This window comes from Micromonospora yasonensis (assembly GCF_026013475.1).
GTDB lineage: Bacteria > Actinomycetota > Actinomycetes > Mycobacteriales > Micromonosporaceae > Micromonospora > Micromonospora yasonensis.
This window is the reverse complement of record NZ_JAPDPH010000021.1, coordinates 1-25,041: the sequence shown is the minus strand read 5'-3', so window position 1 is coordinate 25,041 and position 25,041 is coordinate 1. Positions and strand designations below refer to the sequence as shown.

Below are 25,041 nucleotides of genomic sequence, written 5' to 3'. Positions count from 1 at the left end.
CTCAGCTGTTGAAACCGACACCGAACCGGTCCAGGAGCCGTAGCCACGGCCCCCGCCGCCCGTCGTGCGCGTCCGCCGCGGCGAGTGCGCGGCGGGTCATCTCCACCACCGGGTAGCGCAGCGGCTCCGGTGGGAACGGCACCGGCCGCCGCCGTACCATCTGCAGCCGGGTCCGTTCGGTGTCCCGGCCGGCCAGCAGGTCCAGTGCCACCTGCGCGCCGAAGCGGGACGCGGCCACGCCGAGTCCGGTGTAGCCGACGGCGTACGCGATCCGCCGGTCGCGCGTGGTGCCGAACATCGGGGTGAACCGGGTGGTGGAGTCGATCACCCCGCCCCAGCGGTGGGTGAACCGGACCCCGTCGAGGTGGGGAAAGGTCTCCGCGAAGTGCTGGGCGAGCAGCAGGTGGGTGGCGTCGCGCTGGTCGAGGGTCGAGTCCACCCGGTTGCCGAACCGGTAGATGGCGTCGTAGCCACCGAAGAGGATCCGGTTGTCGTCCGTGAGGCGGTAGTAGTGGAACTGGTTGCCGGCGTCGGTGACGCCCTGCGCCTCGGGCCACCGCAGCCGCGTCCGCTGCGCGTCGTCGAGCGGTTCGGTGACGAGGACGTAGTCGTGGACCGGCAGGATCCAGTGCCGCAGTCGCCGCAGCGGCGGGGGATAGGCGTTGGTCCCGATGACCACCTGGCGACCGCTGATCCGTCCGTCGGCCGTGCGCACCACGACCCCGGTGCGGGATCGGTCGAAGCCGGTGACCCTGGTGTCCTCGTGGATGGTCACCCCGAGCGACTCGGCGACCGCGGCCAGCCCCCAGGCCAGCCGGGCGGGGTCGACCAGGCCGCCGACGCCGCGCAGTCGCACGCCCGCGAGGTAGGTGGGTGACGCCACGTCGGCGCGTACCTCCTCGGCGTCGAGCAGGGCGGCGTCGTCGCCGTACGCCCGGTGCAGTTCGGCCAGGCCGGCGAGCTCGGCCACCTGGTGCGGGGCGACCGCCACCGTCGTCTTGCCGCACAGCCGCAGGCCCGCGTCGATGCCGAACCGCTCGACGGCCTCGGCGATGGCGGCGAGGTTCTCCCGGCCGAGGCGGACGAGCGTGGCCATCTCCTCGGGCCACCGCGACGTGCCGTGGGACAGGCCGTGGGTGAGCGAGTCGGCGACGAACCCGCCGTTGCGTCCGGAGGCGCCGAAGGCGATCCGCTCGGCCTCCACGAGCACGACGTTGGCGGCCGGGTCGTCCTGCTTGGCCAGGATGGCCGCCCACAGTCCGGTGAACCCGCCGCCGATCACCACGAGGTCGGCGGTGTGTGCGCCGGTCAGCCGTGGCCGCGGCTGCGGCCGGTCCGGACGGTCGGTCCAGAAGACCAACGGTGCCGCGTCGGCGATCGCCTGCTGGGCCCGCGCCCGTGCCGTCGTGGCCGAGCCGTTGCGGGCCGGTACGTACCAGTTCGTCAACGACGGGCCCCGGCCGTGGCGGCCACCTTCTCGATCGCGTCGGCGGCCTGCCGCAGGCCGTCAGCGGCCTGGATGGCGGTGGCGTGCGCGGCGAGCCGCTTGCGCAGGTCCTCGTCGCCGAGCAGGCGCTCGATCGCCCCGTGCAGCTGCTCGTCGGTGAACCGGTACGGGTCGAGGCGCACCCCGAAGCCGAGCTCGTCGACCCGCTGCGCGTTGTCGTACTGGTCCCAGAACAGCGGCAGCACGATCATCGGCTTTCCGAAGTGGAACGCCTCGGTCGTGGTGTTGTTGCCGCCGTGGGTGATGACCAGGTCGGCCTGGGGGATGATCTTCGTCTGGGGCAGGAACTCCGCGCCCCACATGTTGTCCGCGAGCTCGATCTCGGCGTGCAGCGGCCCCTTGGAGACGACGTAGCGGTGCGGCGTCTTGGCCAGCGAGTCGATCACCCGGCGCATCAGGTCGACGTCGGCGGAGCCGAGCGAGCCGAGGCTGAAGTAGATCAAGGCTCCGTCCCGGTCGGCGAGCTCCGGCGGCATGGTGAACTCGCCGTCGGTCTCGCGCACCGACGACTCGAGCCGCTGCCAGGTCGGCCCGAGCGGCCGGCCGTCGGTGTAGTCGGCGATGTGCGGGTAGACGTAGAGGTTGAGGTCGCCTTCGTGGATGAACTCGAGGTCGGGCAGGCCCGGTGCGCCCTGCTCCCGTACCCAGGCGTCGAACTCCTCCCACACCGGGCGATGAACGCGGTCGTACTCGGCCCGGAACGCCGCCCACCCGGAGCGGTCGGCGGCCGGGTATCCGGAGAAGACCGGGGCGACGTCCGGCCCCTTCATTTCCAGCGGGTTGCAGGAGACGATCCGTACGAAGGGGACCCCGGCGGTGTTGAGCGCGGGGAAGGCGACCACGTTGTCCTCGACGATGACGTCCGGCCGTACCCGGTCGATGATCTCCAGCAGCCGGGGCTGGCAGTACTTGGCGCCGTTGATGAGCTCGATCCACACTGGCTTGACCCAGGTGTCGAGCTGCTCGATCGTCGGCTTGCGGAACTCGGGCGCGGTGTCGCGGATGAAGTCCTTCCAGAACTGGCCGGCGTCCTGCTCCTCGGCGTCCTCCGCCGGTGGGGCGAGGTCGATGAGGTCCTCCTCGAAGCCGAGCGCGGTCAGCTTGCCCCGCCACGACGCTTCGGCCGCGAACACCACCCGGTGCCCGCGTCGGCGTAGCACGTCGCCGATGCCGATGCAGTTGTTCGTGGGGCCGTACGCGCTCTCGGGCATGAACAGGACCGTCAGCTGAGACATCGCATCTCCAGGGGGGTGGCTGTTGAATCGAAATTCAACAAGGTCCCCGCTCGGCAGTCAATACGCAGGGACTATGGTGTTGGGGAGAGTGTTGACGTCGTACTTCGGATCGGTGCCCGTATGAAATCCCGCAAGTCCCGCGCCGAGCGCCGCCAGGACCTGATCGAGGCCGCGCGCCGGGCCATGGTCCAGCACGGGACCGACACGGTGCTGCTCAACCAGGTGGCCGAACAGGCGGGCCTCACCTCCGGCGCGGTGCTCTACCACTATCCGGACCTGCGGGACCTGCTGCTCGAAGCGCACCACGCCGGCATGGAGCGCTTCTACGAGCTGCGGGTGAAGAAGATCGCCGACATCTCCGACCCGGTCCGGAAGCTGGTGCTGACCATCCGCTCCGGACTGCCCACCGACGCCGAGGACGCCGACGTGCGCCTGCTCTGCGAACTCGGCGGGGCGGCCGGTCGCAACCGGGTCTACGCCGCCCTGCTGACCACGCTCTACGACCGGCAGGTCTCCATGTACCAGATGATCCTCGAAGTCGGCGCGGCCCAGGGCGTGTTCACGCTCGCGGCGGACTCGCAGACCATCGCCCGCAACCTGGTGGCGCTCGAGGACGCGTACGGCTACCGGATCGTCGCCCGGCACCCGACCCTGCACGCCGCCGAGGCGGTCGAGCTGATCCTGTCGTACGCCCGGCTGGTCACCGGCAACCCGTTGGAGGCGCCCGAGGAACCGGCGAGGTCGCCGCGCGCCCGCAAGCCCACGGCCTGACCCGCCACCGGGCCGGGCGCCCCGGGTCGTCCGGCCCGGCGGCGCGTCACGTCTGGTCGAGCAGCACCGCGTCGGTGTCCGACCAGTCCACCCGGGTCTTGTCACCGAGCCCGACGGCGGCCGCGCCGGCGACCGTGACCAGCAGCGGCCGGTCGAGCCCGGCCACGTCCACCGCCACCCGCGTGGTCCCGCCGAAGAAGGTCACGTCGCGGACGACCCCGGCCAGCCCGCCGTCGGCGCCCAGCCGGACCCGCTCGGGGCGCACCGCCAGGGTCGCCGCGACGCCTACGGTGTCCGGGACGGCGGGGCACGGCAGCAGGCCGACGTCGGGCACCCGCAGGCCGTCGGCCGTGACCACCCCGCTGATCAGGTTGTTGGCCCCGATGAAGTCCGCCACGAACAGGTCGGCCGGCCGCTCGTACAGGGGCACCGGAGCGTCGACCTGACGCACCCGGCCCTCGCTCATCACCGCGATCCGGTCGGCCAGCGACATCGCCTCCTCCTGGTCGTGCGTGACGACCACGAAGGTGATGCCCACCTCGTGCTGCAACCGCTTGAGTTCCAGCTGCATCTCGGCGCGCACCTTCTTGTCCAGCGCGGACAGCGGCTCGTCGAGCAGCAGCAGCCGGGGCCGCTTCACGATGGCCCGGGCCAGCGCGACGCGCTGCCGCTGGCCGCCGGAGAGCTGGTGCGGTCGGCGGCGGGCCAGGCCGGTGAGGCCGACGGTGGTGAGGACCTCGTCCACCCGCTCGCGGATCTCGCTCCTCGGCAGCCGCTCGCGTTCCAGCCCGTACGCGATGTTCCTGGCCACGCTCATGTGCGGGAACAGCGCGTAGGACTGGAACATCAGGTTGACCGGTCGCCGGTGCGGCGCGACGGCGAGCAGATCGGCGCCGTCGAGGGTCACCGACCCGCTGTCCGGGTGCTCGAAGCCGGCGAGGATCCGCAGCAGGGTGGTCTTGCCGCAGCCGCTCGGGCCCAGCAGGGCGAAGAACTCGCCCTGGCGGATCTCGAGACTGACCTGCTCCAGCGCGCGGACGTCGCCGAAGCGTCGGCTGATGGACCGGATGCTGACCAGGGGTTCGCCGGCGTGGTGGTCGCTCAAAAGGACTCCGTGAGACGGGACAGGCGCTGGGCCGCGATCACGAACGTGAAGCTGACCGCCAGCAGCAGCGTGGCTAGGGCGTTGATCTCGGGGGTGACGCCGAAACGCACCATCGAATAGATCACGATGGGCAGCGTCGGGTCCTGCGGGCCGGCGGTGAAGAAGGCGATGACGAACTCGTCGATGGACAGGGAGAAGGCCAGCAGCGCGCCGGCGACGATGCCCGGGGCCAGCGACGGGAGGGTGATCCGGACGAAGGTCTGCGGCGCCGTGGCGCCCAGGTCGCGGGAGGCCTCCTCCAGGGACCCGTCGACGTGGGCGAGCCGGGTGCGTACCACGGCTGCGACGAAGGCCGTGCCGAAGACCGCGTGCGCCAGCAGGATCGAGTGCAGGCCCAACGTGAACTGAACGGCGGTGTAGAAGGCGAGCAGCCCGATGGCGAGCACGATGTCGGGCAGCACGGCCGGCGCCACCGCGATCGCGTCGAGCAGCTTCGACCGGGTGTGCCGGGCGAGGCCGACGGCGAGCAGGGTGCCGAGCACCGCGGACAGCGCGGTGGCGCCGGTCGCGACGACCAGCGTGTTGATCAGCCCTTCGCGCACCGCCCGGTCGGCGAACAGGCGCCCGTACCAGGCGGTGTCGAACCCGTCCCACCGGTACGGCGTGTCGGCGGCGTTGAACGACATGATCACCAGGACCACGATCGGCAGGTAGAGGAAGAGGTACGTCAGGCCCGCCGGGATGTAGAGCCAGTTGAATCTACGCACGGTTCCCACCGGCCAGTCGTCGGGCCGCCCACGCCTGCACCATGAGCAGCAGCACCAGCAGGGCGATCACGGTGAGCGCGAGGGTGGATCCGAACGGCCAGTCCCGTGCCTTCAGGAACTGGTCGCGGATGAGGTTGCCGACCATCACCGTCCGGCCGCCGCCGAGCAGTTCGGGGATGACGAAGTTGCCGAGGCTGGGCACGAACACGAAGACGCAGCCGGTCAGCACTCCGGGCAGGGTGAGTGGCAGGGTCACCGACCAGAAGGTCCGGGCCGGCCGGGCGCCCAGGTTCGCCGACGCCTCGCGAAGTTGTGGGTCGAGGCGTTCGATCGCCGAGTACAGCGGCAGGACCATCAGCGGAAGATAGGCGTAGAGCAGACCGCCGACGACCGCGCCAGGGGTGTAGAGCAGCTCCAACGGCCGGTCGATCACCCCGACCCCGGTCAGCGCCCGGTTGAGCACGCCCTCGCTGTTGAGCAGGATGATCCACGCGTAGGTCCGGATGAGGAAGTTGGTCCAGAACGGCAGGACCACGAGCACGAGCGCGACCGTGCGCCAACTGCGGGGGAGTCGGGCGATGAGGTACGCGGTCGGATAACCGAGCAGCAACGCCAGCAGCGTGGTGAGCCCGGCCAGCTTCACCGAGGTCCAGATGACGCCGAGATAGAGCCCGTCGGCGACCCGGGTGAAGTTCTCCGTCGAGGCTTCGTGGACGACCCCGCCGAAGCGACCCCGGTGGAACAGCGTGTAGCTGAGCACGAGGGCGAGCGGTACGAGCATGAACACGGTCAGGTAGCCGATCCCGGGCCCGAGGGTGGCCAGTCGTCCGACGAGCCGCTCGCGGCGGGGGGCGCGCCGCCCGTGCGGACCGGGGTCCGTACGGGCGGCGCGCCGAGGGGCGAGAGTGGAGCTCATCTAGCCGGCCGACACCTCGGTCGCGATCCGGGTGTACGCCGTGGCGGCCTCACCCAGGTCGACCGGGACCTCGCCCTTGAGCAGCTCGGCCGGGGCCGTCTTCAGCTGCGGGTGCGTCCCCAGCAGCTTGGCGTCGACCTTGGCCATGGCGGCGGCGTTCGGCACCTTGTAGAGGATGTTCTCGGCGGCCCAGGAGTGGTTGTCCGGGTCGAGGATGTAGTTGATGAAGGCGTGTGCCGCCTCCTTGTTCTTCGACGTCTTCAAGATGACCATGGTGTCCACCCAGAGGTCGCTGCCCTCCTTGGGCACCACGAACTTGATCTTCGGGTCGTCGGTGGGGCACCAGCCGTCCCATGCCTCGACCAGCGCGGCCTCGCCGGACTTGAGCCGGTCGCCGAACGTGGTGTCGTCGTAGGCCAGCAGCGTCTTCTTCGCCTCGAGCAGCTTCTGCTTCACCTCCGCCAACTGGTCGGCGTCGGTGGTGTTCGCCGAGAACCCGAGCGCCTTCTGCGCCGGGAGCATGAGCCAACGCTCGGTGGCCATCATGGTCACCTTCTTGGCCAGCTGCGGCTTCGGCGAGAGCAGATCCTGCCAACTGTCGGGGGTGTAGCCGGTCAGGTCCGTGCGGTAGCACAGGCCGGTCGTGCCCCACGTGTACGGCACGGAGAACTTGTTGCCCTTGTCGTAGGCCAGTTGCCCGGCCTCCGGGTAGAGGTTCTTGAGGTTGGGCACGAGGTCGGCGTGGATCGGCTCGACCAGGCCCTGCTCGGCGAGCGCCTGGGCGAACTGCCCGGAGACGAACGCGACGTCGATACCGCTGTCCGCGCCGGCGGTCAGCTTCGCCATGATCTCTTCGTTGGTGGCGTGCTTGGTGACGGTGACCGCCGGGCCCTTCGCCGCCTTGAACTTGGCGGGAAGATCCTCCGGCATGTAGCCGTCCCAGTTGGAGACCGTGATCTTCTGCTTGCTCAGGTCGGCGTTGGGATCGAGGGTGTCCGCACCCGCGGCGCCGGCGTCGTCCGCGCCGCCGCACGCCGTCAGGGCGAGCACGAGGCCGGCAGCGAGGGCCGCCGGGACGGCGGTACGCCGGGCAGGTCTGAACGGCAACACGCGGCACTCCTGTCGAGAGTCGAGACAGTGAACCGGAGTGTTGCAACGCACGTCAACGTGCGCAAGACTCATGCTGCCTTTTGTAGCTGAGTTTTTACGTCGGAAACTGAACTTGGATTCAACAGATGACCGAGTGCCGACGGGTGCCTCCGCCGCGCTCGTCGAGGCCCTTGCCACCAGCCGCGCCATGACCGGCCTGCGGGTGCGCCACTTCGTTCCGCTCGCCCGGGGCCCCCTCGGGGAGCGGCCGATCACGGTCGACCAGACGAACACCTCGGTCGTGGTGGGGGAGCGCGTGGTGGTGAAGTGGATGCGACCGGCGGCCGGCGCGGTGTTCCTCGACCGGGCCCCCGACCTGCTGGCGCATCTCGTCGCCGGGGGCTTCACCCGTACGCCGACACCGTACGCGGCCGTCTACCGCGACGGGCCGGACGCCGGGCTGGCGGCACTCGTGACCCGCTTCCTGCCGGATGCCGCCGACGGGTGGGACTGGTGCGTGGACGCCCTGCTCGACCAGCTCGACGGCGGGCCACCGGCCGACCTGGCCGGCGACCTCGGGGTGCTGGCCGGGGAGCTGCACTGCGCCCTGGCCACGCCGTCCGGCATCATCCCGGCGCCGGTCGAGGTGCGCCGCCGGGACTGGGTGACCGACGGCCTGGCCGTCCTCGACCAGGCGCACCGGTTCGTCGGCGCCGCCGGCGACGAGGAGGCCCGCTGGTTCACCGCCCGGGTGCCCCGACTCGCCGCCGACATCCGGCGGTCCCGCGAGGTGGACCGGGCGTACGTGATCCCGCCCCACGGTGACCTGCACGTGGGACAGATCCTGCGGTGGCGCGACGGGCTCGCGGTGACGGACTTCGACGGGAACCCGACCGTCGCGGCGCCCGGCGGCGCTCCCACCGAGCCGGCCGCGCGGGACGTGGCGCAGCTGCGGACCAGCCTGCTGCACGTCGGGCAGATCGCCGACCGGCGGACGGAGGGCCGACACCGTTCGGCTGTGGCCGACTGGTGCCGACGTGTGGTCGACGATCTTCTCGCCGCCTACCTCCGCACCCTGGACGAACGCGGCATGGCGCACCTGTTCGACGAGCGGCTGCTGCGGCCGTTCGAGGTCGAGCAGGAGTGCCGCGAGTTGTGCTACGCCGCCCGGTTCCTGCCCCGCTGGCGGTACGCCCCGATGGGCGTACTGCGCTCTTGGTACGACTAGACCGAGGAGATCCGTGGACCCGCACCTGTTCCTGGCCGACCTGGAAGCCAAGCCGGAGTCGCTCCGCCGCCTGGCCGCGATCCTCGCCGCCGGCGACGTCTGGCACGGGCTGCCCGATCCGGTCGAGCGGGTGCTCCTGCTGGGGATGGGCAGCTCGCGCTACGCGGCCGAGATGGCCGCGCGGCGGCTGCGCGCCGCCGGCATCGACGCCGTCGCCGAGTACGCCTCGACCGACACCGCCTATCCGCCGGGGCCACGGACACTGGTGGTCGCCATCTCGGCCACCGGGACCAGCCAGGAGACCCTCGACGCCACCCGCCGCTACCAGGGTTCGGGCCGGCTCGTCGCGCTCACCAACGCACCGGACTCCCCGCTGGCGAAGGTCGCCGACCTCGTCGTCCCGATGCACGCCGGGGCCGAGACCGGCGGCGTGGCGTGTCGGACCTTCCAGCACACCCTGGTGCTGCTGCTGGCCCTGGTCGCCCGACTGACCGAACGTCGGGACGTCGCCGGCCTCGCCGCGCGCGCCGCCGACGCCACCGAGGACCTGCTCAACCGGCGCGACGGATGGCTGCCGAGAGCCGCCGAACTCCTGGACGGCCCGCACGGGTTCTACACCCTCGCGCCGGCCGAACGGCTCTCCTCCGCGCTGCAGTCGGCGTTGATGGTCCGTGAGGGGCCCCGCCGTCCCGCCGACGGCTGCGAGACCGGTGACTGGTCGCACGTCGACGTCTATCTCACCAAGACCCTCGACTACCGGGCGCTGCTCTTCCCCGGGTCCAAGTACGACGCGCCGGCGCTGGACTGGCTGCGACAGCGGAGGTCCACCGTGCTGGCCGTCGGTGCGGACGTGGCCGGCGCGGCGGCGGTGATCCGCTATCACGGCGACGACGACCGGGCCGTACGCCTGCTCACCGAGACGCTGGTCGCCGAGCTCGTGGCCGCCCGGTGGTGGGCCCGCTCCTGAAACAGAGATCAGCTTCCACTGGCCGCTATGTTACAGGCCAGTGAAGTTCTTGACTGTCTTACTGAATCCGGCTTTAAATTGCGGGCACGCCAGCTCAGGCGCTCGCGACCGGAGGTCAGTCATGGGTTCCAGAGGTCGAACACCACTCACCAGCCGCCTGCGTGCCACGCTCGCCGCGCACGCCGAATCCGAACGGACCGGCATCCCGGTCGACGAGGTCATCGGGATGGCCGCCGCGGGCCTGTCCCGCCGCAAGCTGCTCGGTGGTGCCGCCGTCGTCGGCGCCGCGGCGGTCGCCTCGGCGACCGGCCTGTCCCGTCCCGCCGCTGCCGCCGCGCCGCCGTCGGTCACCATCGTGGGGGCCGGGCTCGCCGGCATCCGCGCCGCCCACTGGCTCTACAAGGTCAAGGGCATCCGGGCCGCGGTGTACGAGGGCAGCTCCCGCATCGGGGGCCGCTGTTACAGCCTGCGCGGCTTCTTCGACGACGGCGTGGTCGTCGAGCACGGCGGCGCGTTCATCAACACCGAGCACAACACGATCCGCAATCTCGCCAACAGCCTCGGGCTCTCGTTGCGCGAGGTGGGCGGCGGCAACCAGCCACCGGGCGGGGACAAGTACTGGATCGACGGCGCGGACTACCCCTACAGCGCGGCGAACGCCGACTGGGGGCAGGTGTACCAGGCGTTCAAGGCGGCCCAGCAGGCGGCGCCGTGGCCGCAGACCTACAACAACTACACCGCGGCGGGGCTGGCGCTGGACAACCAGACCGTGAACCAGTGGCTGGACGCCAACATCCCGGGCGGTCTCTCCAGTCGCTTCGCCAAGCTGATGCAGAGCAACGTCGTCGCCGAGTACGGCATGGACCCGGACCAGCAGTCCGCGCTCAACCTCATCTACCTGCTCGCCTGGAACTCGCAGAACTCGCTCAACCCGATCACCGGGGGCGACGAGAAGTACACGATCATCGGCGGCAACGATCAGTTGCTGAGCGCCATGGTCGCCCAGTTGCCGGCCGGCACGGTGACGCTGGACCGCAAGCTGGTGGCGGTCAAGGCCAACGCCAACGGCTCGGTGACGTGCACGTTCCAGGCCGGCGCCGCGTACGTCGACGTGACCTCCGACAAGGTGATCCTCGCCCTGCCCTTCACCATGCTGCGTGACTGCGACCTGTCCCGGGCCGGGTTCTCCACGGTGAAGATGCGCTCCATCAACGAGTTCGACCTGGGCAGCAACGCCAAGATCCACGTCCAGTTCAAGAGCCGGCCGTGGGTGGCGCAGGGTTACGGCGGCGTCGCCTACACCAACGTCACCGGCTTCCAGTGCGCCTGGGACGACGCGGTCAACCAGCCGACCACCACCGGAGTGCTCTGCGAGTTTCCGGGCGGCAGCCAGACCAAGGCCTGGACCGGCGCGGCGTTCGGCGCGGCGCCGGCCGCCCAGGTCACGTCGTTCCTCAACCAGATGGAACCCATCTTCCCCGGCGTCACCGCCGCCTACAACGGCAAGGCCTACCGGGACGCCTGGCCGCTCAATCCCTGGTCGAAGGGCGCGTACTCGGCCCAGAAGCCGGGCCAGTACACCCGCTTCTTCGGCATCGAGCCCGTCCGTGAGGGCAACGTCCACTTCGCGGGTGAGCACACCTCGGTCGAGTACTTCGGCTACCTCAACGGGGCGGTCGAGTCCGGCGAGCGCGCCGCCAAGGAGGTTGCCGGCCCATGACCGACGCGGTACCAGCGACAGGTGTGTGACGGTGCTGCCTCATCCGGCTCCGGCCGGGGTGAGGCAGCACCCGCCCGCTGCGGGCCGCTGCCGGCCGCGGCGGCCGTCGCACGAGCTCAGCCGGCCTCGGACGCGGGCGGATCGACGACGACCACCCGGATCCCCTGCTCGCGGAATTTGGCCACCTCGTCGGCGGGCGCCGAGTCGTCCGTGACGAGGGTCCACCGGGATGGCATGACCGCCCACGCGTGGAAGGGCGCCTGGCCCAGTTTGGCGCCGTGTGCCAGGACGTAGACGTGATCGGCGCGGCTCATCATGAGTTCCTTGAGCCGCGTCTGCTCGAGGTCCTTTTCGTTGATGCCCCGATCGGCGCGGACCCCGTCGGCGCCCACGAACGCGCGATCGAACGACATCCGCTCCAGCGCCGATTCGGTGACCGGCCCGACGAAGCTCTGGCTCAGCGTTCGCAGCCGGCCGCCGAGGAGGACGACCTCGATGTCCTCCGCCTCGGCCAGCACCTCGAGCGCGGTCAGGCCGATGGTGGAGACGGACAGGTTGGTGAACCCGGTGAGGATCTGGGCCAGGGCGGCCATCGTCGACCCGGCATCGAGCAGGACACTCTCGCCCGGCACGATCTGCTCGGCCGCCCAGGCCGCGATCGCCCGCTTGGCGGCGTACGCCTCGCCGAGGCGCTGGCGCAGCGAGGCCTCCGGGTGCGGCTCCAGGCTGAGTGCGCCGCCGTAGGTGCGGGCGAGTTTGCCCTGGGCGGTGAGCAGCGCGAGGTCGCGCCGGATCGTGGACGGGGTCACCCCCAGCCGGGCCGAGAGTTCCTCCACACTGGTCAGTCCGTTGGAGGCGGCCATCTGCACGATCTGGTCGCGTCGCTGCGACGATCTCTGCCTGCTCATGTCAAGCGCACCTTAGCGGAGAAGTCAGCCCGCGACCGGCTGCGGCGCCATCTCCACGGCGAGCCGCAGCGCCTCGATCATCGATCGGTGGTCGGCGATCCCCTTGCCGGCGATGTCGAAAGCGGTGCCGTGGTCGACCGAGGTCCGGATGACGGGCAGGCCGACGGTGATGTTCACGCCGGCCTCCAGGCCCAGCACCTTCACCGGGCCGTGGCCCTGGTCGTGGTACATCGCCACGACCAGGTCGTGATCACCGCGCCCGGCGAGGAAGAAGAGCGTGTCCGCCGGCAGCGGGCCCTGCACGTCGATCCCGTCGGCCTGGCACACCGTGACCGCGGGGACGATCTTCGACTCCTCCTCGCCCCGGCCGAAGAGGCCGTTCTCGCCGGCGTGCGGGTTGATGCCGCACACCCCGATACGCGGTGCCGGCACGCCCGCGTCCACCATGGCCTGGTGCCCGCGCCGGATGGTCCGCTCCACCAGCCCCGGCTCAATGCGCTCCACCGCGTCGATGAGACCGATATGGGTGGTCACGTGGATGACCTTGACCTTCGGCGTCGACAGCATCATCGACACCTCGGTGGTCCCGGTGAGCTGGGCGAGCAGTTCGGTGTGGCCGGGGAAGACGTGCCCGCCCGCGTGCAGCGCCTCCTTGTTCAAGGGCGCCGTGCAGATGGCCTGCACCTCGCCCGCCATCGCCAGCTCGCTGGCCACCCGCACGTAGTGGTACGCCGCGTCGCCGGCGACTGGAGACATCCGACCGAACGGCAGGTCCGCCGGCAGCAGCCCGAGGTCGATGACGTTGATCCGGCCGGGGGTGAAGTCGGCGTCGGCGACTCCGGCCACGGGAACGATCTCGGGCTCGAGCCCGACGATGCCGGCGGCCTGCCGCAGGCGGGCCGCGTCGCCGATGACGACGCACCGGGCCGTCGCCGAGACCTGCGGGTCGAGCAGCGCCCGCACGATGATCTCGGGGCCGATTCCGGCACCGTCGCCCATGGTGACGGCGAGGTAGGGACTGGTCATCTCGGCTCCTTTGGTTAAGGCGCGGGCTCGGACAGCACGATGCGAACGAGGTCGGTGAGGGAGGCGGGGCCGCCGAAGCTGCCGGGGCGGGTCACCACGACACGCCCGGTGTCGGTATGCGAGAGCACCGCGCCGTCCTGCTCGGCCACGGGTCGCAGGCGTGCGACGCCGAGCCGGTCGAGGACCGCGCGGGCGGTCTCGCCACCGGTCAGCACGAGCGCACGTCCGTCCATGGTCGACGGGGCCACGGCCTCGGCGAGGGCGGACGCCAGGCGCGTGGCGAGGTCGGGGCGGACCGCGGCGCTGCCGTCGATGCTGACCACCGCGCAGCGCGCGCCGGCCAGGCGGGCGGCCACCTGGTCGGCCGCGGCGGCCGGGTCGCTCAGCAGCGCCTCGGGGTCGAGGCGGAGCAGCGCGTCGGCCCGGGGAGCGAGCGCGGCGAGCTGATCCCGGATGGTGGGGGCGGCCGTCCCGGCGACGACCAGCACGGCGGCGGCGGCCGGCGCGGCTGTGGCAGGCTCGCCGGGATCGGGCGCCGTGGCACGCGCCGCCGCGGCGGCGAGCGCGGCGGAGCCGACCAGCAGCGGACGGTCGGTGGCCAGGCGCGCCGCGGCGCAGACCGCGTCGAGGTCGGCGTCGGTCGCGGCGTCGCAGACCGGCACGAGCCCGGCCGCGACCGCCGCCGCGAGGGACCGGGCGAGGTCCTGGGTGCCGCCCCGAACCACGCGCAACGGCACCGGCCGGGTCGGCAGGGGCGCGAGCGCCTCGGCGAGGCTGCGCGGGGCGGGGCGTTCCTCGGCGTGCCAGAGACCGGTCTCGTGCAGCGGAACGCCGTGGACGTGCAGCACGCCGTCGACCACGATCCGCCCGGCGGTGGGCAGCGCGGTGGCGACGACCGGGGCCGCGCCGAGGACGCCCCGCAGAGCCGCCACCTCGGCGGCGAGGTTGCCGCGCAGCAGGGAATCGACCTTCTTGAGGATCGCGCCGCCCGCGTACGCGGCCAGCAGCGATTTCACCCGGTCCGCGGCGTCGGCCGGGTGGAGGGCGCGAGTGCCGGTGTCGATCGCCACGACCCGCGGCGGGATGGCCGCGTCCGGTCGGCCGACTGGCGGAAGTTCGGGGCCGAGGAGCACCGAGATGCGCGTTGTGCGCAATAGGAAGGTCGCGGCGGCTTCGGCCGCCCCGCTCAGGTCGTCCGCCACTACGGTCAGCTCTGGCACCCCGACACCTCCTTCGAATGTCCCTGTGAACAGCATCTTCGACCTGTGGTCGCGGAATCGCGCGAGGGTGCTCGGCCGGGGGCGGACCCCCGGCTCGGATGCATTCAACGACGCGAAAGACGCTAGCGGCATTGCGCAGAACGCGCAACTGTGCCATCGTGACCCCACCACCAGTGGCGTCCGTCACAACGGACATTCCTTGCCAACCACCACAAGGAGGAATTCATGTCCGACATCGTCGGGATGAGCGGCGCCACCGGCGCCGGCCCCGCTCGGGGGATCTCCCGCCGGGCGCTCCTGCAGTTCGTCGGCCTCGTGGGCGCGGGTACCGTCGTCGGCTCGGCGCTGAGCGCCTGCGCGGGGCCGCAGGGCGCCGGCGGCGCCGCCGGATCCGGAGCCGGCGGCAAGCTCAGCATCGTGCTCAACCGCAACCTGGTCAGCCTCGACAACAAGCTCAACCAGTACGACGCCGCGGTCACCGTCCAGCGCGCCGTCCGGCAGGCCCTGACCCGGATCGGTCAGGACCTCAAGCCCGAGCTGGTGCTGGCCGAGTCGTTCGAGCTCACCGCACCCACCACGTGGACCGTCAAGCTCCGCAACGACATCCACTACTCCGACAAGTCGCCGGTCACGGTCGAGGACGTCGAGACCGCGCTGAAGTACTACTTCCAGGTCAAGGCGAGCTTTGTCGCCGCCCAGTTCTCCGAGCAGCCCGTCCTCACGAAGGTCGACGACCGGACCTTCACGCTCACCACCAGCAAGCCGCTGGTGACGCTCGACTCGCTGATGTCGAACATCCTCATCACCCCGGCCAAGGCCAACAAGCCGGAGGAGTTGCGCGACGGCATCGGCACCGGTCCCTTCAAGGTCGCCTCCGCCGACTCCGGCACCGGCACGTACCGCCTCGTGCGCAACGAGAACTACTGGGGCGAGAAGGCCCTCCTCGAGGAGGTGAACATCTCCTACCAGGAGGAGGAGGGCGCGCGGGTCATCGCGATCACCTCCGGCCAGGCCGACGTCATCGACACCATCACCCCCGAGTCGGCGGCGGCGCTGAAGAAGAACGGCGACATCCAGCTCATCCAGGAGCCGGGCACCCGCCTGATCCACCTCTTCTACAACTTCCGCAAGCCGGCCGGTCACCCGCTGGCCAACCCGAAGGTCCGGGAGGCGCTCAGCTACGCCGTCGACCACGACTCGCTGATCTCCAGCCTGATGAACGGGGTGGTCACCTCCGCCGAAGGGGTGGTGCCCAAGACCCTCGCCGGCTTCGTCCGCACCGGCGAGTACACGTTCGACCCGGCCAAGGCCAAGCAGATGCTGGCCGCCGCGGGCGGGTCGAACCTCAACCTCACCTTCATCTGGGAGGAGTCCGAGTTCGCCGGCGCCGCCCGGGTGATGGAGGCGCTGGTCAGCATGCTCGGCGACGTCGGCGTGAAGGTGACGCTGAAGGAGATCCCCAAGGGCGGCGAGATCAACGCGTGGCGCCGTGGCGAGGCCGGCGACTGGGACGTCCTCGGCAACGGCTACGGCAACCAGACCGGCCTGGCCATCACCAACCTGCAGGGCCAGTACGGCGGCACCGCGGCGAAGGAGAAGACCCGCGACACGTACCAGGGCTTCGTCTTCCCCGAGATCAGCGGCCTGATCGACCAGGCCGGCTCGGAGCCCGACGCGGCCAAGCGGGACGCGCTGCTCAAGCAGGCCCAGGAGAAGATCTGGGCGCTCTGGCCGGCCATGTGGGCGTGGACCCCGGACAACGTCCTGGCCAAGCGCAAGCGGGTCACCACCCTCGACCTCTCTCCCGCCAACTCCTACGACCTGTCCAAGGTCCGGGTGTCGGGCTGAGCAGAACCATGCCCCGCTACCTCCTCAAGCGCCTCCTCCAGACGGTGCTCACCGCGTGGTTCACCGTCACCGTCGTCTTCGTCCTGCTGCGCATGGCGCCCGGCGATCCGGCGGTGAACTACGCGCCACCCAACCCGTCCAGCGAGCAACTGGCGGCGGTACGGCACGAGTTCGGGCTCGACCAGCCCGTCCTCGGGCAGTACCTGACCTACCTGCAGCACCTGGTACGCGGGGACATCGGCGAGTCGTTCCAGTTCCGCCAGTCCGCGTTGCAGGTGGTGCTGGATCGCCTGCCGTACACCGTCACGCTCGCGGTCGCGGCCATCGTCGTGACCGCCCTGCTGGCCATCCCGCTCGGGGTGTGGATGGCCCGCCGGGGCAACACCGCGGGGGAACTCGGCGCCAACATCGCCACCATCGCCGGGCAGTCGATGCCTGACTTCTGGATCGGCTTCGTGCTGCTGATCGTCTTCGCGGTGAACCTGCGGTGGTTCTCGCCGTCCGGCTTCACCTCGATGAGTTCGATCGTGCTGCCCTGCCTGACCATCGTGATCCTGCAGGTGGCCCTCATCTCCCGGCTGGTACGGCGGGAGATGGTGACCAACCTCAACGCCCCGTACGTCACCATCGCCCGGTCCCGCGGCATCTCCGAGCGCCGCCTGACCTGGCGGTACGCCTTCGCCAACTCGGCCATCCCGGTGGTCACGGCACTGGGCACGCGCTTCGCGGCCATGCTCAACGGCGTGGTGATCGTCGAGGTCGTCTTCAAGTGGCCCGGCGTCGGCGAACTGGTCGTGGACGCCCTGGAACGGCGGGACTTCCCGCTGATCCAGGCCACCGTGCTGGTGACGGTGGTGCTCGCCCTGCTGGTCCAACTCATGGTGGACATGCTCTACCCCCTCATGGACCCCCGCGTCCGGCTTCAGGAGGCCCGCCGATGAGCGATCTCGCCGTCACCCCCGCCCGTACCGCCGTCCCACGCAAGGTGCTGCGCCGGTCGGCGGCGGCGCGCAAGGCCCGGTACGCCACGATCAAGATGTGGGTGGGCGCGGTCTGCACGGGGATCGTCGTCGTCCCGGTGGCCCTCGCCCGCGTCCTGCCGTTGCCCGACCCGGTGCACGGCGTGCTGCGGGAGACCTCGCTGCCGCCGCTGAGCCCCGGCCACCTGCTCGGCACCGACCCCAACGGCCGGGACCTGCTGTCCCGCATCCTGCACGGCGGGCAGACCTCGCTGCTCATCGGGCTGCTGGCGATCCTGCTCTCCGGCCTGATCGGCATCGTGGCCGGCGCCGCGGCCGGCTACTTCGGCGGCTGGGTGGACACCGTCATCTCGCGCCTGCTCGAGGCGCAGATGTCCCTGCCGCTGCTGCTGATGCTGCTGCTCGTCGTGGCCCTGTTCGGCCCGTCGATCCTCGTCATCACCCTGGTGATCGCCGTCGCGCAGTGGCCGGAACCGGCCCGGCTGACCCGGGCGCTGGTGCTGGTCGAACGGGAGAAACCGTACGTGGCCGCCGCCCGGGTCCTCGGGCTCGGCCGGCTACGCGTCATCGCCCGGCACATCATCCCGAACATCCTGTCCCAGACCCTGGTCGTGGTGCTCCTGCTGCTCGCCCAGGCGGTGCTGCTGGAGAGCGCGCTGAGCTTCCTCGGCGCCGGGGTGCAGCGCCCCTACCCGACCTGGGGCGGCATCATCTCCGACGGCCGGGAACTGTTCGTCACCGGCGCGTGGTGGCTGGTGACCATTCCCGGTGTCGCGATCGCCCTGCTCGTACTCGGGGTCAACCTGCTCGGGGACGGACTGCGTGACCGGGCGCGGCGCGCGAAGGCGGTGACCTCCTGATGGCCGTGCTCACCGTGCGGGACCTGACCGTCGACCTGATGACCGGGCTCGGCGCCCTGCGCGCCGTCGACGGGGTCAGCTTCAGCATCGACCCGGGCGAGACGGTGACGATCATCGGCGAGTCCGGCTCCGGCAAGTCGACCACCGCGATGGCCCTGCTCCGGCTGCTGCCGGACGACTTCGCCGTGCTCGGCGGCCAGGCGGAGATCGCCGGGCGGGACGTGCTCGGCACCCGCCGGCACATCGGCGCCCTGCGCGGCCGGACGGTGGCCCTGATCCCGCAGGACCCGATGACGGCGCTCAACCCGATCGCCACCATCGGCCGGCAGATGACCGAGGCGATCCGGCTGGCGCACCGCGGCGTCTCCCGCGCGCAGGCCCGTGTGCGGGCCCTCGACCTGCTGCGGGCGGTCCACCTCAGTCAGCCCGAACGGCGGCTGAAGTCCTACCCGCACCAGCTCTCCGGCGGGATGCTCCAGCGGGTCCTGATCGCCATGGCGCTGTCGGCCGAGGCCGACCTCATCGTCGCCGACGAGCCCACCTCGGCCCTGGACGTGACGGTGCAGGCCGGCATCCTGGACCTGCTGCTCGAGATCCAGGAGCGCACCGGCGCCGCGATGCTGCTCATCACCCACGACCTCGGCGTCGCCCGGCTGATGAGCGACCGCGTGCACGTCATGCAGTCCGGCCGGTTCGTGGAGAGCGGCCCGGTGGAGGACGTGATCGGCCGGCCCCAGCACCCGTACACCAGGAAGCTGCTGGAGGCACTGCCGAAGCTGGGACCGTGGGACGACCCGGGACTGCCGGCGGCGCCGCAGCCGCGGCTGATGAAGGAGGCAGCGTCATGACCCAGCCCCTGCTCGACGTCCGCGGACTCGTGGTGGAGTACGGCCACGGCCCCGGACTGCACCGGGCGGTCGACGATGTCTCCTTCCGGATCCTTCGGGGCGGCTCACTGGCCGTGGTGGGCGAGTCCGGCTCCGGCAAGTCGACCATCGCCCGGGCCCTGGTCCGGCTGGTCAAGCCGGCTGCCGGGTCGATCACCTTCGACGGCGTCGACCTGGCGGGTCTCACCGAACGGCAGCTGCGCCCGCTGCGGCACCGCATCCAGATGGTCTTCCAGGACCCGTACGGTTCGCTCGACCCGCACCTGGACGCGCAGGACATCGTGGCCGAGCCGATCGCCGTACGCGGCGAGCGGTCCCGTGGCGTCCGGCAGCGCCGGGCGGCCGAGCTGCTCGACCGGGTCGGCCTGCCCCGCTCGGCGCTGCACCGCAAGCCGCACGAGTTCTCCGGCGGCCAGCGGCAGCGCATCGGCATCGCCCGCGCCCTGGCGTCCGAGCCCGACCTGCTGGTCTGCGACGAGGCGACCAGCGCCCTCGACGTCTCCGTGCAGGCGCAGGTCCTCGACATCCTTGGCACGCTGCGCCGGGAGCAGGGCCTGACGTTCCTGTTCATCTCGCACAACCTGGGGGTGGTGCGGGCGGTCAGCGACGAGGTGCTGGTGCTGCGTACCGGCCGGGTCGTCGAGCAGGGCGCGACGGAGGAGGTCCTGCAACGGCCCCGGGACGAGTACACCCGGCGGCTGCGCCGCAGCGTCCTGGAGCCGGCGCTGATCACCGGCCGTAAGCCCCGCGAGCTGGTCCGGCAGGTCGCGGCGGCCCGGGCGGCGGAGAGCGCGGTGGCGTCATGAGGCACACCCCGCTGACCGGGCTGCGCCGCCCGCTGCCCGAACTCGTGCTGGGCACCATGACCTTCGGCGACACCGCCGACCTGGACACCGCCCGGGCGATGGTGGACGTGGCGCTGGAGCATGGCCTGACCTCCTTCGACACCGCCAACGGGTACGCCGGCGGGCGCAGCGAGCAGATCCTCGGCGAGCTGTTGCGGGGCCGCTGGGACCAGGTCACCGTGGCCACCAAGGCCGGCATCTACCCGGGGGACGCCGGCGGTCACCCGCTGCTGTCCCGCAAGGGCGTCCGGGCCTCCCTCGAGGCCAGCCTGCGCCGGCTCGGCACCGACCGGGTCGACCTGTTCTACCTGCACCAGCCGGACCGGTCGGTGTCGCTGGCGGAGACCGCCGAGGCGCTCGCCGACCTGGTCCGCGACGGCCTGGTCAGGGCGATCGGGGTGTCCAACTACGCGGCCTGGCAGATCAGCGACATCGCGGTGGCCTGCGCGGCGGCCGGTGCGCCTCGGCCGGTCGTGGCCCAGCAGCTGTACAACCTGGTGGCCCGCCGCATCGAGGACGAGTACGTCGAGTACGCGCAAACCCACCAGCTGGCCACGGTCGTCTACAACCCGCTGGGCGGCGGCCTGCTGACCGGCCGGCACTCGTTCGACACGGCACCGGCCGAAGGCCGGTTCGGCAGCTCCGCGCTGTCGGCGATGTACCGCGACCGGTACTGGAACCGGCCGATCTTCGACGCGGTGGGCGCGCTGGCGGGCATCGCCGACGGCGCCGGGATCCCGCTGCCCGAGCTGTCGCTGCGCTGGCTGCTGTCGCGGGACGTGGTGACCGCGGTCCTGCTCGGCGGTTCGAAGCCGCAGCAGTTGCGCGACAACATCCAGGCCGCCGCCCGTGGGCCGCTGCCGCGCGACGTGCTCGACGCGTGCGACGAGGTCGGCCGCGTCCTCGCCGGCCCCATGCCCGCCTACAACCGGTGACCCGACCAGGAAGGACCATCGTGACCATCGAGCACCCACCCGCCGCCCGGCCCACCGCCCGCGCCTTCACCGACCGGCTCCGCCGCCGCGAGCGCGCGCTGGGCTACTGGGTGATCATGGACTCGCCGGTGTCCACCGAGCGCATCGCCCGGCTGGGCTACGACTACGTCTGCATCGACGCCCAGCACGGACTGGTCGAGTACGGCGGGATCCTGCGCGGCCTGACCGCGATCGACGCCGGCGGCGCCTCGGTGGGGATGGTGCGGGTCGGGACGAACGACCCGTTCCACATCGGCCAGGCCCTCGACGCCGGTGCCGCCGGGGTGATCGTGCCGCTGGTCAACTCGGCCGACGACGCGGCGCGCGCGGTGGCCGCGGCGGCGTACCCGCCACACGGCGTCCGGTCGTACGGGCCGATGCGCTCGGCGCTGCGGGTCGGCCCGGTGCCGGCGGAGGCTGACGCGTCGGTCGCGTGCCTCGCCATGATCGAGACCCCGGAGGGGTTGGAGAACGTCGAGAAGATCTGCGCCGTGCCGGGCCTCACCGGCGTGTACGTCGGCCCGTCCGACCTCTGCCTGGCGGTCGGCGGTACCTACCCGGGCGACCCGGCCGTGGCGGAGGTCTTCGAGGCGGCGCTGCGGCGGATCAGCCGGGCCGCCGCCGACGCGGGCGTGGCCGCCGGCATCCATACTCCCGCCGGTCTGGACGCCGCCCGCCGGCTGGCCGAGGGCTTCACGTTCGCCACGGTCTCCTCGGATCTCGTACACCTGGAGCGCGCGGCGGCCGACCACCTGCGGGCCGCGGGCGGCGCCGGGTGAGCACGCCCGCCCCGGCCACCGACGGGCTGGTGCGGGCGCGGCCCGACGGCCCTGCCGAGGCCTACCTGCCCACCCGCACCGTGCAGTCGCACGCCGCGAACCTGGCGGTGCTCCCCGACGGCGACCTGGGCTGCGTGTGGTTCGGCGGCACGCAGGAGGGGGTGGCCGACATCAGCGTCTGGTTCTCCCGCCTGCCGGCCGGCGGCGACCGGTGGCGCGATCCGGTGCGGCTCAGCGACGACGCCGCCCGCTCGGAGCAGAATCCGGTGCTGTTCGCCGCGCCCAACGGCGAGCTGTGGCTGCTGCACACCGCACAGCACGCGGGGGAGCAGGACACCGCCGTGGTCCGCGCCCGCGTGTCGGGCGACTCAGGCCGCACCTGGGGGCCGGTACGCGAGCTGCTGTCCGCCCCCAACGGCGGCATCTTCGTGCGGCAGCCCCCCGTCGTCCTGCCGTCGGGGCGGTGGCTGCTGCCGACCTTCGCCTGCCCGCGGGTGCCCGGTCGGGCGTGGTCCGGGGAGCAGGACACCAGCAGCGTGTGGTTCTCCGACGACGAAGGCGGCAGCTGGCGGGAGGTACCGGTGCCGGAGTCGACCGGTCGGGTGCACATGAGCATCGTGCCCCGGCCCGGCGGGGGCCTGACCGCTTTCTTCCGTAGCCGCTGGGCCGACCATGTGTACCGCAGCGCCTCGCCGGACGGGACCACCTGGGAGCCGCCGCGCCCCACCGGCCTGCCGAACAACAACTCCTCGATCCAGGCGGTCACGTTGCCCGACGGCCGGATCGCCCTGGCGTTCAACGACAGCAGCCGTCGCGACGCGGTCGCCCGGCGGGTCTCCCTCTACGACGAGATCGACGGGCACGGAATCCTGGCGGATGCCGTCCCGCAGGTGCGGGCGGTCGGGGACGACGACGGTGACCGGACCGCCTTCTGGGGCGCTCCCCGGGCGCCCCTGGTCCTCGCCGTCTCGGCGGACGGCGGATCGACCTGGCCGCTGCGCCGGCTGCTGGCCGACGGCGACGGATACGCCCTGTCGAACAACTCCCGCGACGGGATCAACCGCGAGCTCAGTTATCCGTCGGTGGCGGTGGACGCCGTGGGTGACCTGCACGTCGCGTTCACCTACCACCGGCGGGCGATCCGTCACCTGCGCATTCCCGTCCAGGTGCTCCGGTGCGAGAACTCCTGACCGTCTCCGTGACCAGGTGCTCCGTCTCCTGGACCAGGTAGTGCGGCCGGCGTTTGGCCTCGTAGTAGATCCGGCCGATGTACTCCCCGATCACGCCGAGGATCATCATCTGGATCCCGCCGAGACCGATCACGCTGACGATGATGGTGGTGTAGCCGGGGACGTCGATGCCCTTCTCGACGGCGTCGGCGACCACCCAGGCCATGTAGCCCACCGCGATCAGGGTGAGGAACAGGCCGCCGTAGATGGCCAGTCGCAGCGGCCGGTTGTTGAACGACAGGAGACCGTCGAAGGCGTAGTTGAACAGCTTGCCGAAGGTCCACCTGCTCCGTCCCGACTGGCGGGTCTCGTTGCGGTGCGCGACCACGACGGTCCGGAACCCGATCCAGGAGAACAGCCCCTTGGAGAACCGGTTGTACTCCGGCATCGCCAGCACCGCGTCCACCGCGAGCCGGGACAGCAGCCGGAAGTCACCCGCCCCGTCCTGCAGCCGTACGTCGATCCACCAGTTGACCAGACGGTAGAAGGACCGCGAGGCCAGCATCCGCAGGAACCGGTCACCGCGCCGGTCCCGGCGGGCGATCACCTGGTCGAATCCCTGCCGGTAGAGCGCCACCATGTCGGGCAACAACCGGGGCGGGTGCTGCAGGTCGGCGTCCATGATGACGACCGCGTCCCCGGTGGCGCGCTCCAGGCCGGCCAGCATCGCCGCCTCCTTGCCGAAGTTCCGGCTCAGCGAGGTGTACCGCACGGACGGGTCGCCGGTGGCGAGCCGGCGCAGCGCCCCGAGGGTGCCGTCGTCGCTGCCGTCGTCGACGTACACCACCTCGACGTCGACGTCGGGCAGGTCGGCGAGCGCCTCGGTCACCGCCCTGTGCAACCGCTCCACCGATGCTTCCTCGTTGAAGCAGGGCACCACCACCGACAGCCGCACGTCGTCACCCCCTCCGGTCGGTGCCCGTCGGCCCGCCGCCGGCGCCGCGACGTGCCGCGGCCACCCGGTCAGAGGTGGTAGACCAGCACGCCATCGAGTTCCTCCCGGGTGATGCCCAGCCCGTCGATCGGCCGGGCCGCGATGCCCTCCCACGGCGTACCGGCGGCCTGGCCGGGCAGGGCCACCACCGAGCGCACCCCGATGCCCCGCAGGTACGCCACGCTGCTCGGGTCGGGGAAGGACGCCAGCGCGGTACGGGCCCGCGCCTGGGTGACGGGCTCGAAACCGGCCAACCCGTTCGTCACCCGGGGGAATCCGTCGGCGGTCCACAACATGTAGACCAGGTCGCCCACGCCGCCGGCGGGCAGCACCACGATCGGCTCGTCGGCCGTACGCAGCGCGGCCGGCGGCCGTGGCACCACCGGGTGCGGCGTCCGGTTGACCCCTTCCAGGGTGACCAGGGCCAGCGGCACCAGCAGGACCAACGGCGTGAGCATCCGCGTCCAACGCCGGGCCGGCGCTCGGCGCGGCGCCTCGGCGACCGCGGTCACCAGCCCGGCCGCCAGCACCGCCAGCAGCAGGCTGGTCCAGTGCATCATCCGGCCGGGCGTGCGCAACGCGTCCCACCCGGGCAGATGCTTGGACAGCGTCAGGTAGCCGGGGTCACCGTCGCCGCCGAGGGTGGCGCCCAGGCCCAGCAGCACGGTGCCGAGGACGCCGAGCCCCAGCGCGACCCGGTGCCGGGCCGGGAAGACCGAGACGAACAGCCCCGCCCCGGCCAACCCCATCAGGGTCATCCCGGGCAGCAACGCCATCTCCGGCGGCCAGGACAGGTGCTCCCGGGCCGCCGCGTGCGGCTCGCCCCACAGCCACGAGTCCGCCGGCGCGGTGACGAAGCCCAGCAACGGCGGCGAGAACATCACCGTCCAGTCCAGGGTCCGCTCGGCCTGCGGGTTGAGCTCGACGACCCGCAGGTAGACCAGCCCCAGCAGCAGCGTCGCCGCGCCGAAGACCAGACCGCCGGCCAGGTCCGCGATCAGCAACCGCCGGCCGAACGGGGGTCGCTCCCGCCGCCACCAGGACCAGCCGTAGCCGCCGGCGGCCACCAGCGCCGCCGCGAGCAGGACGTACACCAGGGGCAGCCCGATACCGAAGCCCAGGCTGACCTGCCAGGCGGCGACGAGCCATCCGGCCAGCGCCCAGCCCGGCCGGCGTCGTTCCGGCCGGTACCCGTACCGCAACGACCAGCCGTGACCGCGGGCCAGCATCGCCAGGCACAACGCGA

General features: G+C 71.7%; 23 protein-coding genes. 12 read left to right on the top strand and 11 right to left on the bottom strand.

The features are described 5' to 3' along the window. Position 1: 1 nt before the first annotated feature. Both ONA70_RS07270 and ONA70_RS07265 read right to left on the bottom strand, forming a co-directional pair. Positions 2 to 1,447: an NAD(P)/FAD-dependent oxidoreductase gene (locus ONA70_RS07270; protein ID WP_265005561.1), complete on the bottom strand. Its 1,446-nt coding sequence runs from the start codon at positions 1,445 to 1,447 to the stop codon at positions 2 to 4. After that, positions 1,444 to 2,742: a glycosyltransferase gene (locus ONA70_RS07265; protein ID WP_265005560.1), complete on the bottom strand. Its 1,299-nt coding sequence runs from the start codon at positions 2,740 to 2,742 to the stop codon at positions 1,444 to 1,446. The genes ONA70_RS07270 and ONA70_RS07265 overlap by 4 nt, the downstream gene beginning before the upstream one ends. A gap of 120 nt (positions 2,743 to 2,862) precedes the next feature. On the opposite strand from ONA70_RS07265, the gene ONA70_RS07260 reads away from it, so the two are divergent. Beyond that, positions 2,863 to 3,513 carry a TetR/AcrR family transcriptional regulator gene (locus ONA70_RS07260; protein ID WP_265005559.1) on the top strand — a complete coding sequence of 217 codons (651 nt, stop codon included), beginning with the start codon at positions 2,863 to 2,865 and terminating at the stop codon, positions 3,511 to 3,513. Between the two features lie 46 nt (positions 3,514 to 3,559). Here the strand turns inward: ONA70_RS07260 and ONA70_RS07255 are convergent, their stop codons facing one another. Genes ONA70_RS07255 through ONA70_RS07240 form a run of 4 tightly spaced genes read right to left on the bottom strand, consistent with a single transcriptional unit; the run spans position 3,560 to position 7,411 of the window. Then, positions 3,560 to 4,618 carry an ABC transporter ATP-binding protein gene (locus ONA70_RS07255; protein WP_265005558.1) on the bottom strand — a complete coding sequence of 353 codons (1,059 nt, stop codon included), beginning with the start codon at positions 4,616 to 4,618 and terminating at the stop codon, positions 3,560 to 3,562. Next, complete coding sequence (locus ONA70_RS07250) at positions 4,615 to 5,385, bottom strand: ABC transporter permease (RefSeq protein WP_265005557.1); 771 nt, start codon at positions 5,383 to 5,385, stop codon at positions 4,615 to 4,617. The genes ONA70_RS07255 and ONA70_RS07250 overlap by 4 nt, the downstream gene beginning before the upstream one ends. After that, a complete protein-coding gene (locus tag ONA70_RS07245; protein ID WP_265005556.1) occupies positions 5,378 to 6,301 on the bottom strand; it encodes an ABC transporter permease in 924 nt (307 codons plus the stop codon). Before ONA70_RS07245 ends, ONA70_RS07250 begins: the two co-directional genes overlap by 8 nt. Beyond that, entirely contained in the window at positions 6,302 to 7,411 is a 1,110-nt protein-coding gene (locus ONA70_RS07240; RefSeq protein WP_265005555.1) for a polyamine ABC transporter substrate-binding protein, read from the bottom strand. It abuts the gene before it with no gap. 133 nt (positions 7,412 to 7,544) lie between these two features. Between ONA70_RS07240 and ONA70_RS07235 the strand changes: the two genes are divergently transcribed. From ONA70_RS07235 to ONA70_RS07225, 3 genes are all read left to right on the top strand, one after another. Next, positions 7,545 to 8,618 (top strand): hypothetical protein, encoded by a 1,074-nt coding sequence (locus ONA70_RS07235; protein ID WP_265005554.1) that lies wholly within the window; start codon positions 7,545 to 7,547, stop codon positions 8,616 to 8,618. 13 nt (positions 8,619 to 8,631) lie between these two features. Then, complete coding sequence (locus ONA70_RS07230; protein WP_265005553.1) at positions 8,632 to 9,585, top strand: SIS domain-containing protein; 954 nt, start codon at positions 8,632 to 8,634, stop codon at positions 9,583 to 9,585. Between the two features lie 121 nt (positions 9,586 to 9,706). Next, complete coding sequence (locus ONA70_RS07225; protein ID WP_265005552.1) at positions 9,707 to 11,305, top strand: flavin monoamine oxidase family protein; 1,599 nt, start codon at positions 9,707 to 9,709, stop codon at positions 11,303 to 11,305. A 116-nt stretch (positions 11,306 to 11,421) separates the two neighbouring features. Here ONA70_RS07225 and ONA70_RS07220 read toward each other — a convergent pair whose 3' ends face one another. From ONA70_RS07220 to ONA70_RS07210, 3 genes are read right to left on the bottom strand one after another with little or no spacing between them, the layout of a single operon-like run. Beyond that, entirely contained in the window at positions 11,422 to 12,213 is a 792-nt protein-coding gene (locus ONA70_RS07220; protein WP_265005551.1) for a DeoR/GlpR family DNA-binding transcription regulator, read from the bottom strand. A gap of 24 nt (positions 12,214 to 12,237) precedes the next feature. Beyond that, positions 12,238 to 13,239 carry a 4-hydroxythreonine-4-phosphate dehydrogenase PdxA gene (pdxA, locus tag ONA70_RS07215; RefSeq protein WP_265005550.1) on the bottom strand — a complete coding sequence of 334 codons (1,002 nt, stop codon included), beginning with the start codon at positions 13,237 to 13,239 and terminating at the stop codon, positions 12,238 to 12,240. A gap of 14 nt (positions 13,240 to 13,253) precedes the next feature. Beyond that, complete coding sequence (locus tag ONA70_RS07210; protein ID WP_265005549.1) at positions 13,254 to 14,459, bottom strand: four-carbon acid sugar kinase family protein; 1,206 nt, start codon at positions 14,457 to 14,459, stop codon at positions 13,254 to 13,256. Positions 14,460 to 14,684: 225 nt separating this feature from the next. On the opposite strand from ONA70_RS07210, the gene ONA70_RS07205 reads away from it, so the two are divergent. Genes ONA70_RS07205 through ONA70_RS07170 form a run of 8 tightly spaced genes read left to right on the top strand, consistent with a single transcriptional unit; the run spans position 14,685 to position 22,822 of the window. Further along, positions 14,685 to 16,307, top strand: coding sequence for an ABC transporter substrate-binding protein (locus tag ONA70_RS07205; protein ID WP_265005548.1), 1,623 nt, complete (start codon positions 14,685 to 14,687; stop codon positions 16,305 to 16,307). 8 nt (positions 16,308 to 16,315) lie between these two features. Then, a complete protein-coding gene (locus ONA70_RS07200; RefSeq protein ID WP_265005547.1) occupies positions 16,316 to 17,248 on the top strand; it encodes an ABC transporter permease in 933 nt (310 codons plus the stop codon). Next, positions 17,245 to 18,147 carry an ABC transporter permease gene (locus tag ONA70_RS07195; protein WP_265005546.1) on the top strand — a complete coding sequence of 301 codons (903 nt, stop codon included), beginning with the start codon at positions 17,245 to 17,247 and terminating at the stop codon, positions 18,145 to 18,147. Before ONA70_RS07200 ends, ONA70_RS07195 begins: the two co-directional genes overlap by 4 nt. Further along, positions 18,147 to 18,995, top strand: a complete 849-nt coding sequence (locus ONA70_RS07190; RefSeq protein WP_265005545.1) for an ABC transporter ATP-binding protein — start codon at positions 18,147 to 18,149, stop codon at positions 18,993 to 18,995. Before ONA70_RS07195 ends, ONA70_RS07190 begins: the two co-directional genes overlap by 1 nt. Continuing rightward, positions 18,992 to 19,840, top strand: coding sequence for an ATP-binding cassette domain-containing protein (locus ONA70_RS07185; protein WP_265005544.1), 849 nt, complete (start codon positions 18,992 to 18,994; stop codon positions 19,838 to 19,840). The genes ONA70_RS07190 and ONA70_RS07185 overlap by 4 nt, the downstream gene beginning before the upstream one ends. After that, on the top strand, positions 19,837 to 20,814 hold the full coding sequence (locus ONA70_RS07180; RefSeq protein WP_265005543.1) for an aldo/keto reductase: 978 nt from the start codon (positions 19,837 to 19,839) through the stop codon (positions 20,812 to 20,814). Before ONA70_RS07185 ends, ONA70_RS07180 begins: the two co-directional genes overlap by 4 nt. 20 nt (positions 20,815 to 20,834) lie before the next feature. Beyond that, a complete protein-coding gene (locus tag ONA70_RS07175; RefSeq protein WP_265005542.1) occupies positions 20,835 to 21,632 on the top strand; it encodes an HpcH/HpaI aldolase family protein in 798 nt (265 codons plus the stop codon). Then, entirely contained in the window at positions 21,629 to 22,822 is a 1,194-nt protein-coding gene (locus ONA70_RS07170; RefSeq protein ID WP_265005541.1) for a sialidase family protein, read from the top strand. The genes ONA70_RS07175 and ONA70_RS07170 overlap by 4 nt, the downstream gene beginning before the upstream one ends. Here the strand turns inward: ONA70_RS07170 and ONA70_RS07165 are convergent. Together ONA70_RS07165 and ONA70_RS07160 are read right to left on the bottom strand one after the other, a co-directional pair. Beyond that, positions 22,752 to 23,756, bottom strand: a complete 1,005-nt coding sequence (locus tag ONA70_RS07165) for a glycosyltransferase family 2 protein (RefSeq protein WP_319956323.1) — start codon at positions 23,754 to 23,756, stop codon at positions 22,752 to 22,754. The two genes, ONA70_RS07170 and ONA70_RS07165, sit on opposite strands and share 71 nt — an antisense overlap. A gap of 68 nt (positions 23,757 to 23,824) precedes the next feature. After that, a partial coding sequence (locus tag ONA70_RS07160) for a hypothetical protein (protein WP_265005540.1) occupies positions 23,825 to 25,041 on the bottom strand: 1,217 nt, incomplete at its 5' end.

Coding starts and splice junctions, on each gene's coding strand:
- ONA70_RS07225 (WP_265005552.1), top strand. CDS start 9,707: ATGGGTTCCAGAGGTCGAACACCACTCACCAGCCGCCTGCGTGCCACG.
- ONA70_RS07245 (WP_265005556.1), bottom strand. CDS start 6,301: ATGAGCTCCACTCTCGCCCCTCGGCGCGCCGCCCGTACGGACCCCGGT.
- ONA70_RS07200 (WP_265005547.1), top strand. CDS start 16,316: ATGCCCCGCTACCTCCTCAAGCGCCTCCTCCAGACGGTGCTCACCGCG.
- ONA70_RS07180 (WP_265005543.1), top strand. CDS start 19,837: ATGAGGCACACCCCGCTGACCGGGCTGCGCCGCCCGCTGCCCGAACTC.
- ONA70_RS07220 (WP_265005551.1), bottom strand. CDS start 12,213: ATGAGCAGGCAGAGATCGTCGCAGCGACGCGACCAGATCGTGCAGATG.
- ONA70_RS07260 (WP_265005559.1), top strand. CDS start 2,863: ATGAAATCCCGCAAGTCCCGCGCCGAGCGCCGCCAGGACCTGATCGAG.
- ONA70_RS07265 (WP_265005560.1), bottom strand. CDS start 2,742: ATGTCTCAGCTGACGGTCCTGTTCATGCCCGAGAGCGCGTACGGCCCC.
- ONA70_RS07185 (WP_265005544.1), top strand. CDS start 18,992: ATGACCCAGCCCCTGCTCGACGTCCGCGGACTCGTGGTGGAGTACGGC.
- ONA70_RS07195 (WP_265005546.1), top strand. CDS start 17,245: ATGAGCGATCTCGCCGTCACCCCCGCCCGTACCGCCGTCCCACGCAAG.
- pdxA (WP_265005550.1), bottom strand. CDS start 13,239: ATGACCAGTCCCTACCTCGCCGTCACCATGGGCGACGGTGCCGGAATC.
- ONA70_RS07205 (WP_265005548.1), top strand. CDS start 14,685: ATGTCCGACATCGTCGGGATGAGCGGCGCCACCGGCGCCGGCCCCGCT.
- ONA70_RS07190 (WP_265005545.1), top strand. CDS start 18,147: ATGGCCGTGCTCACCGTGCGGGACCTGACCGTCGACCTGATGACCGGG.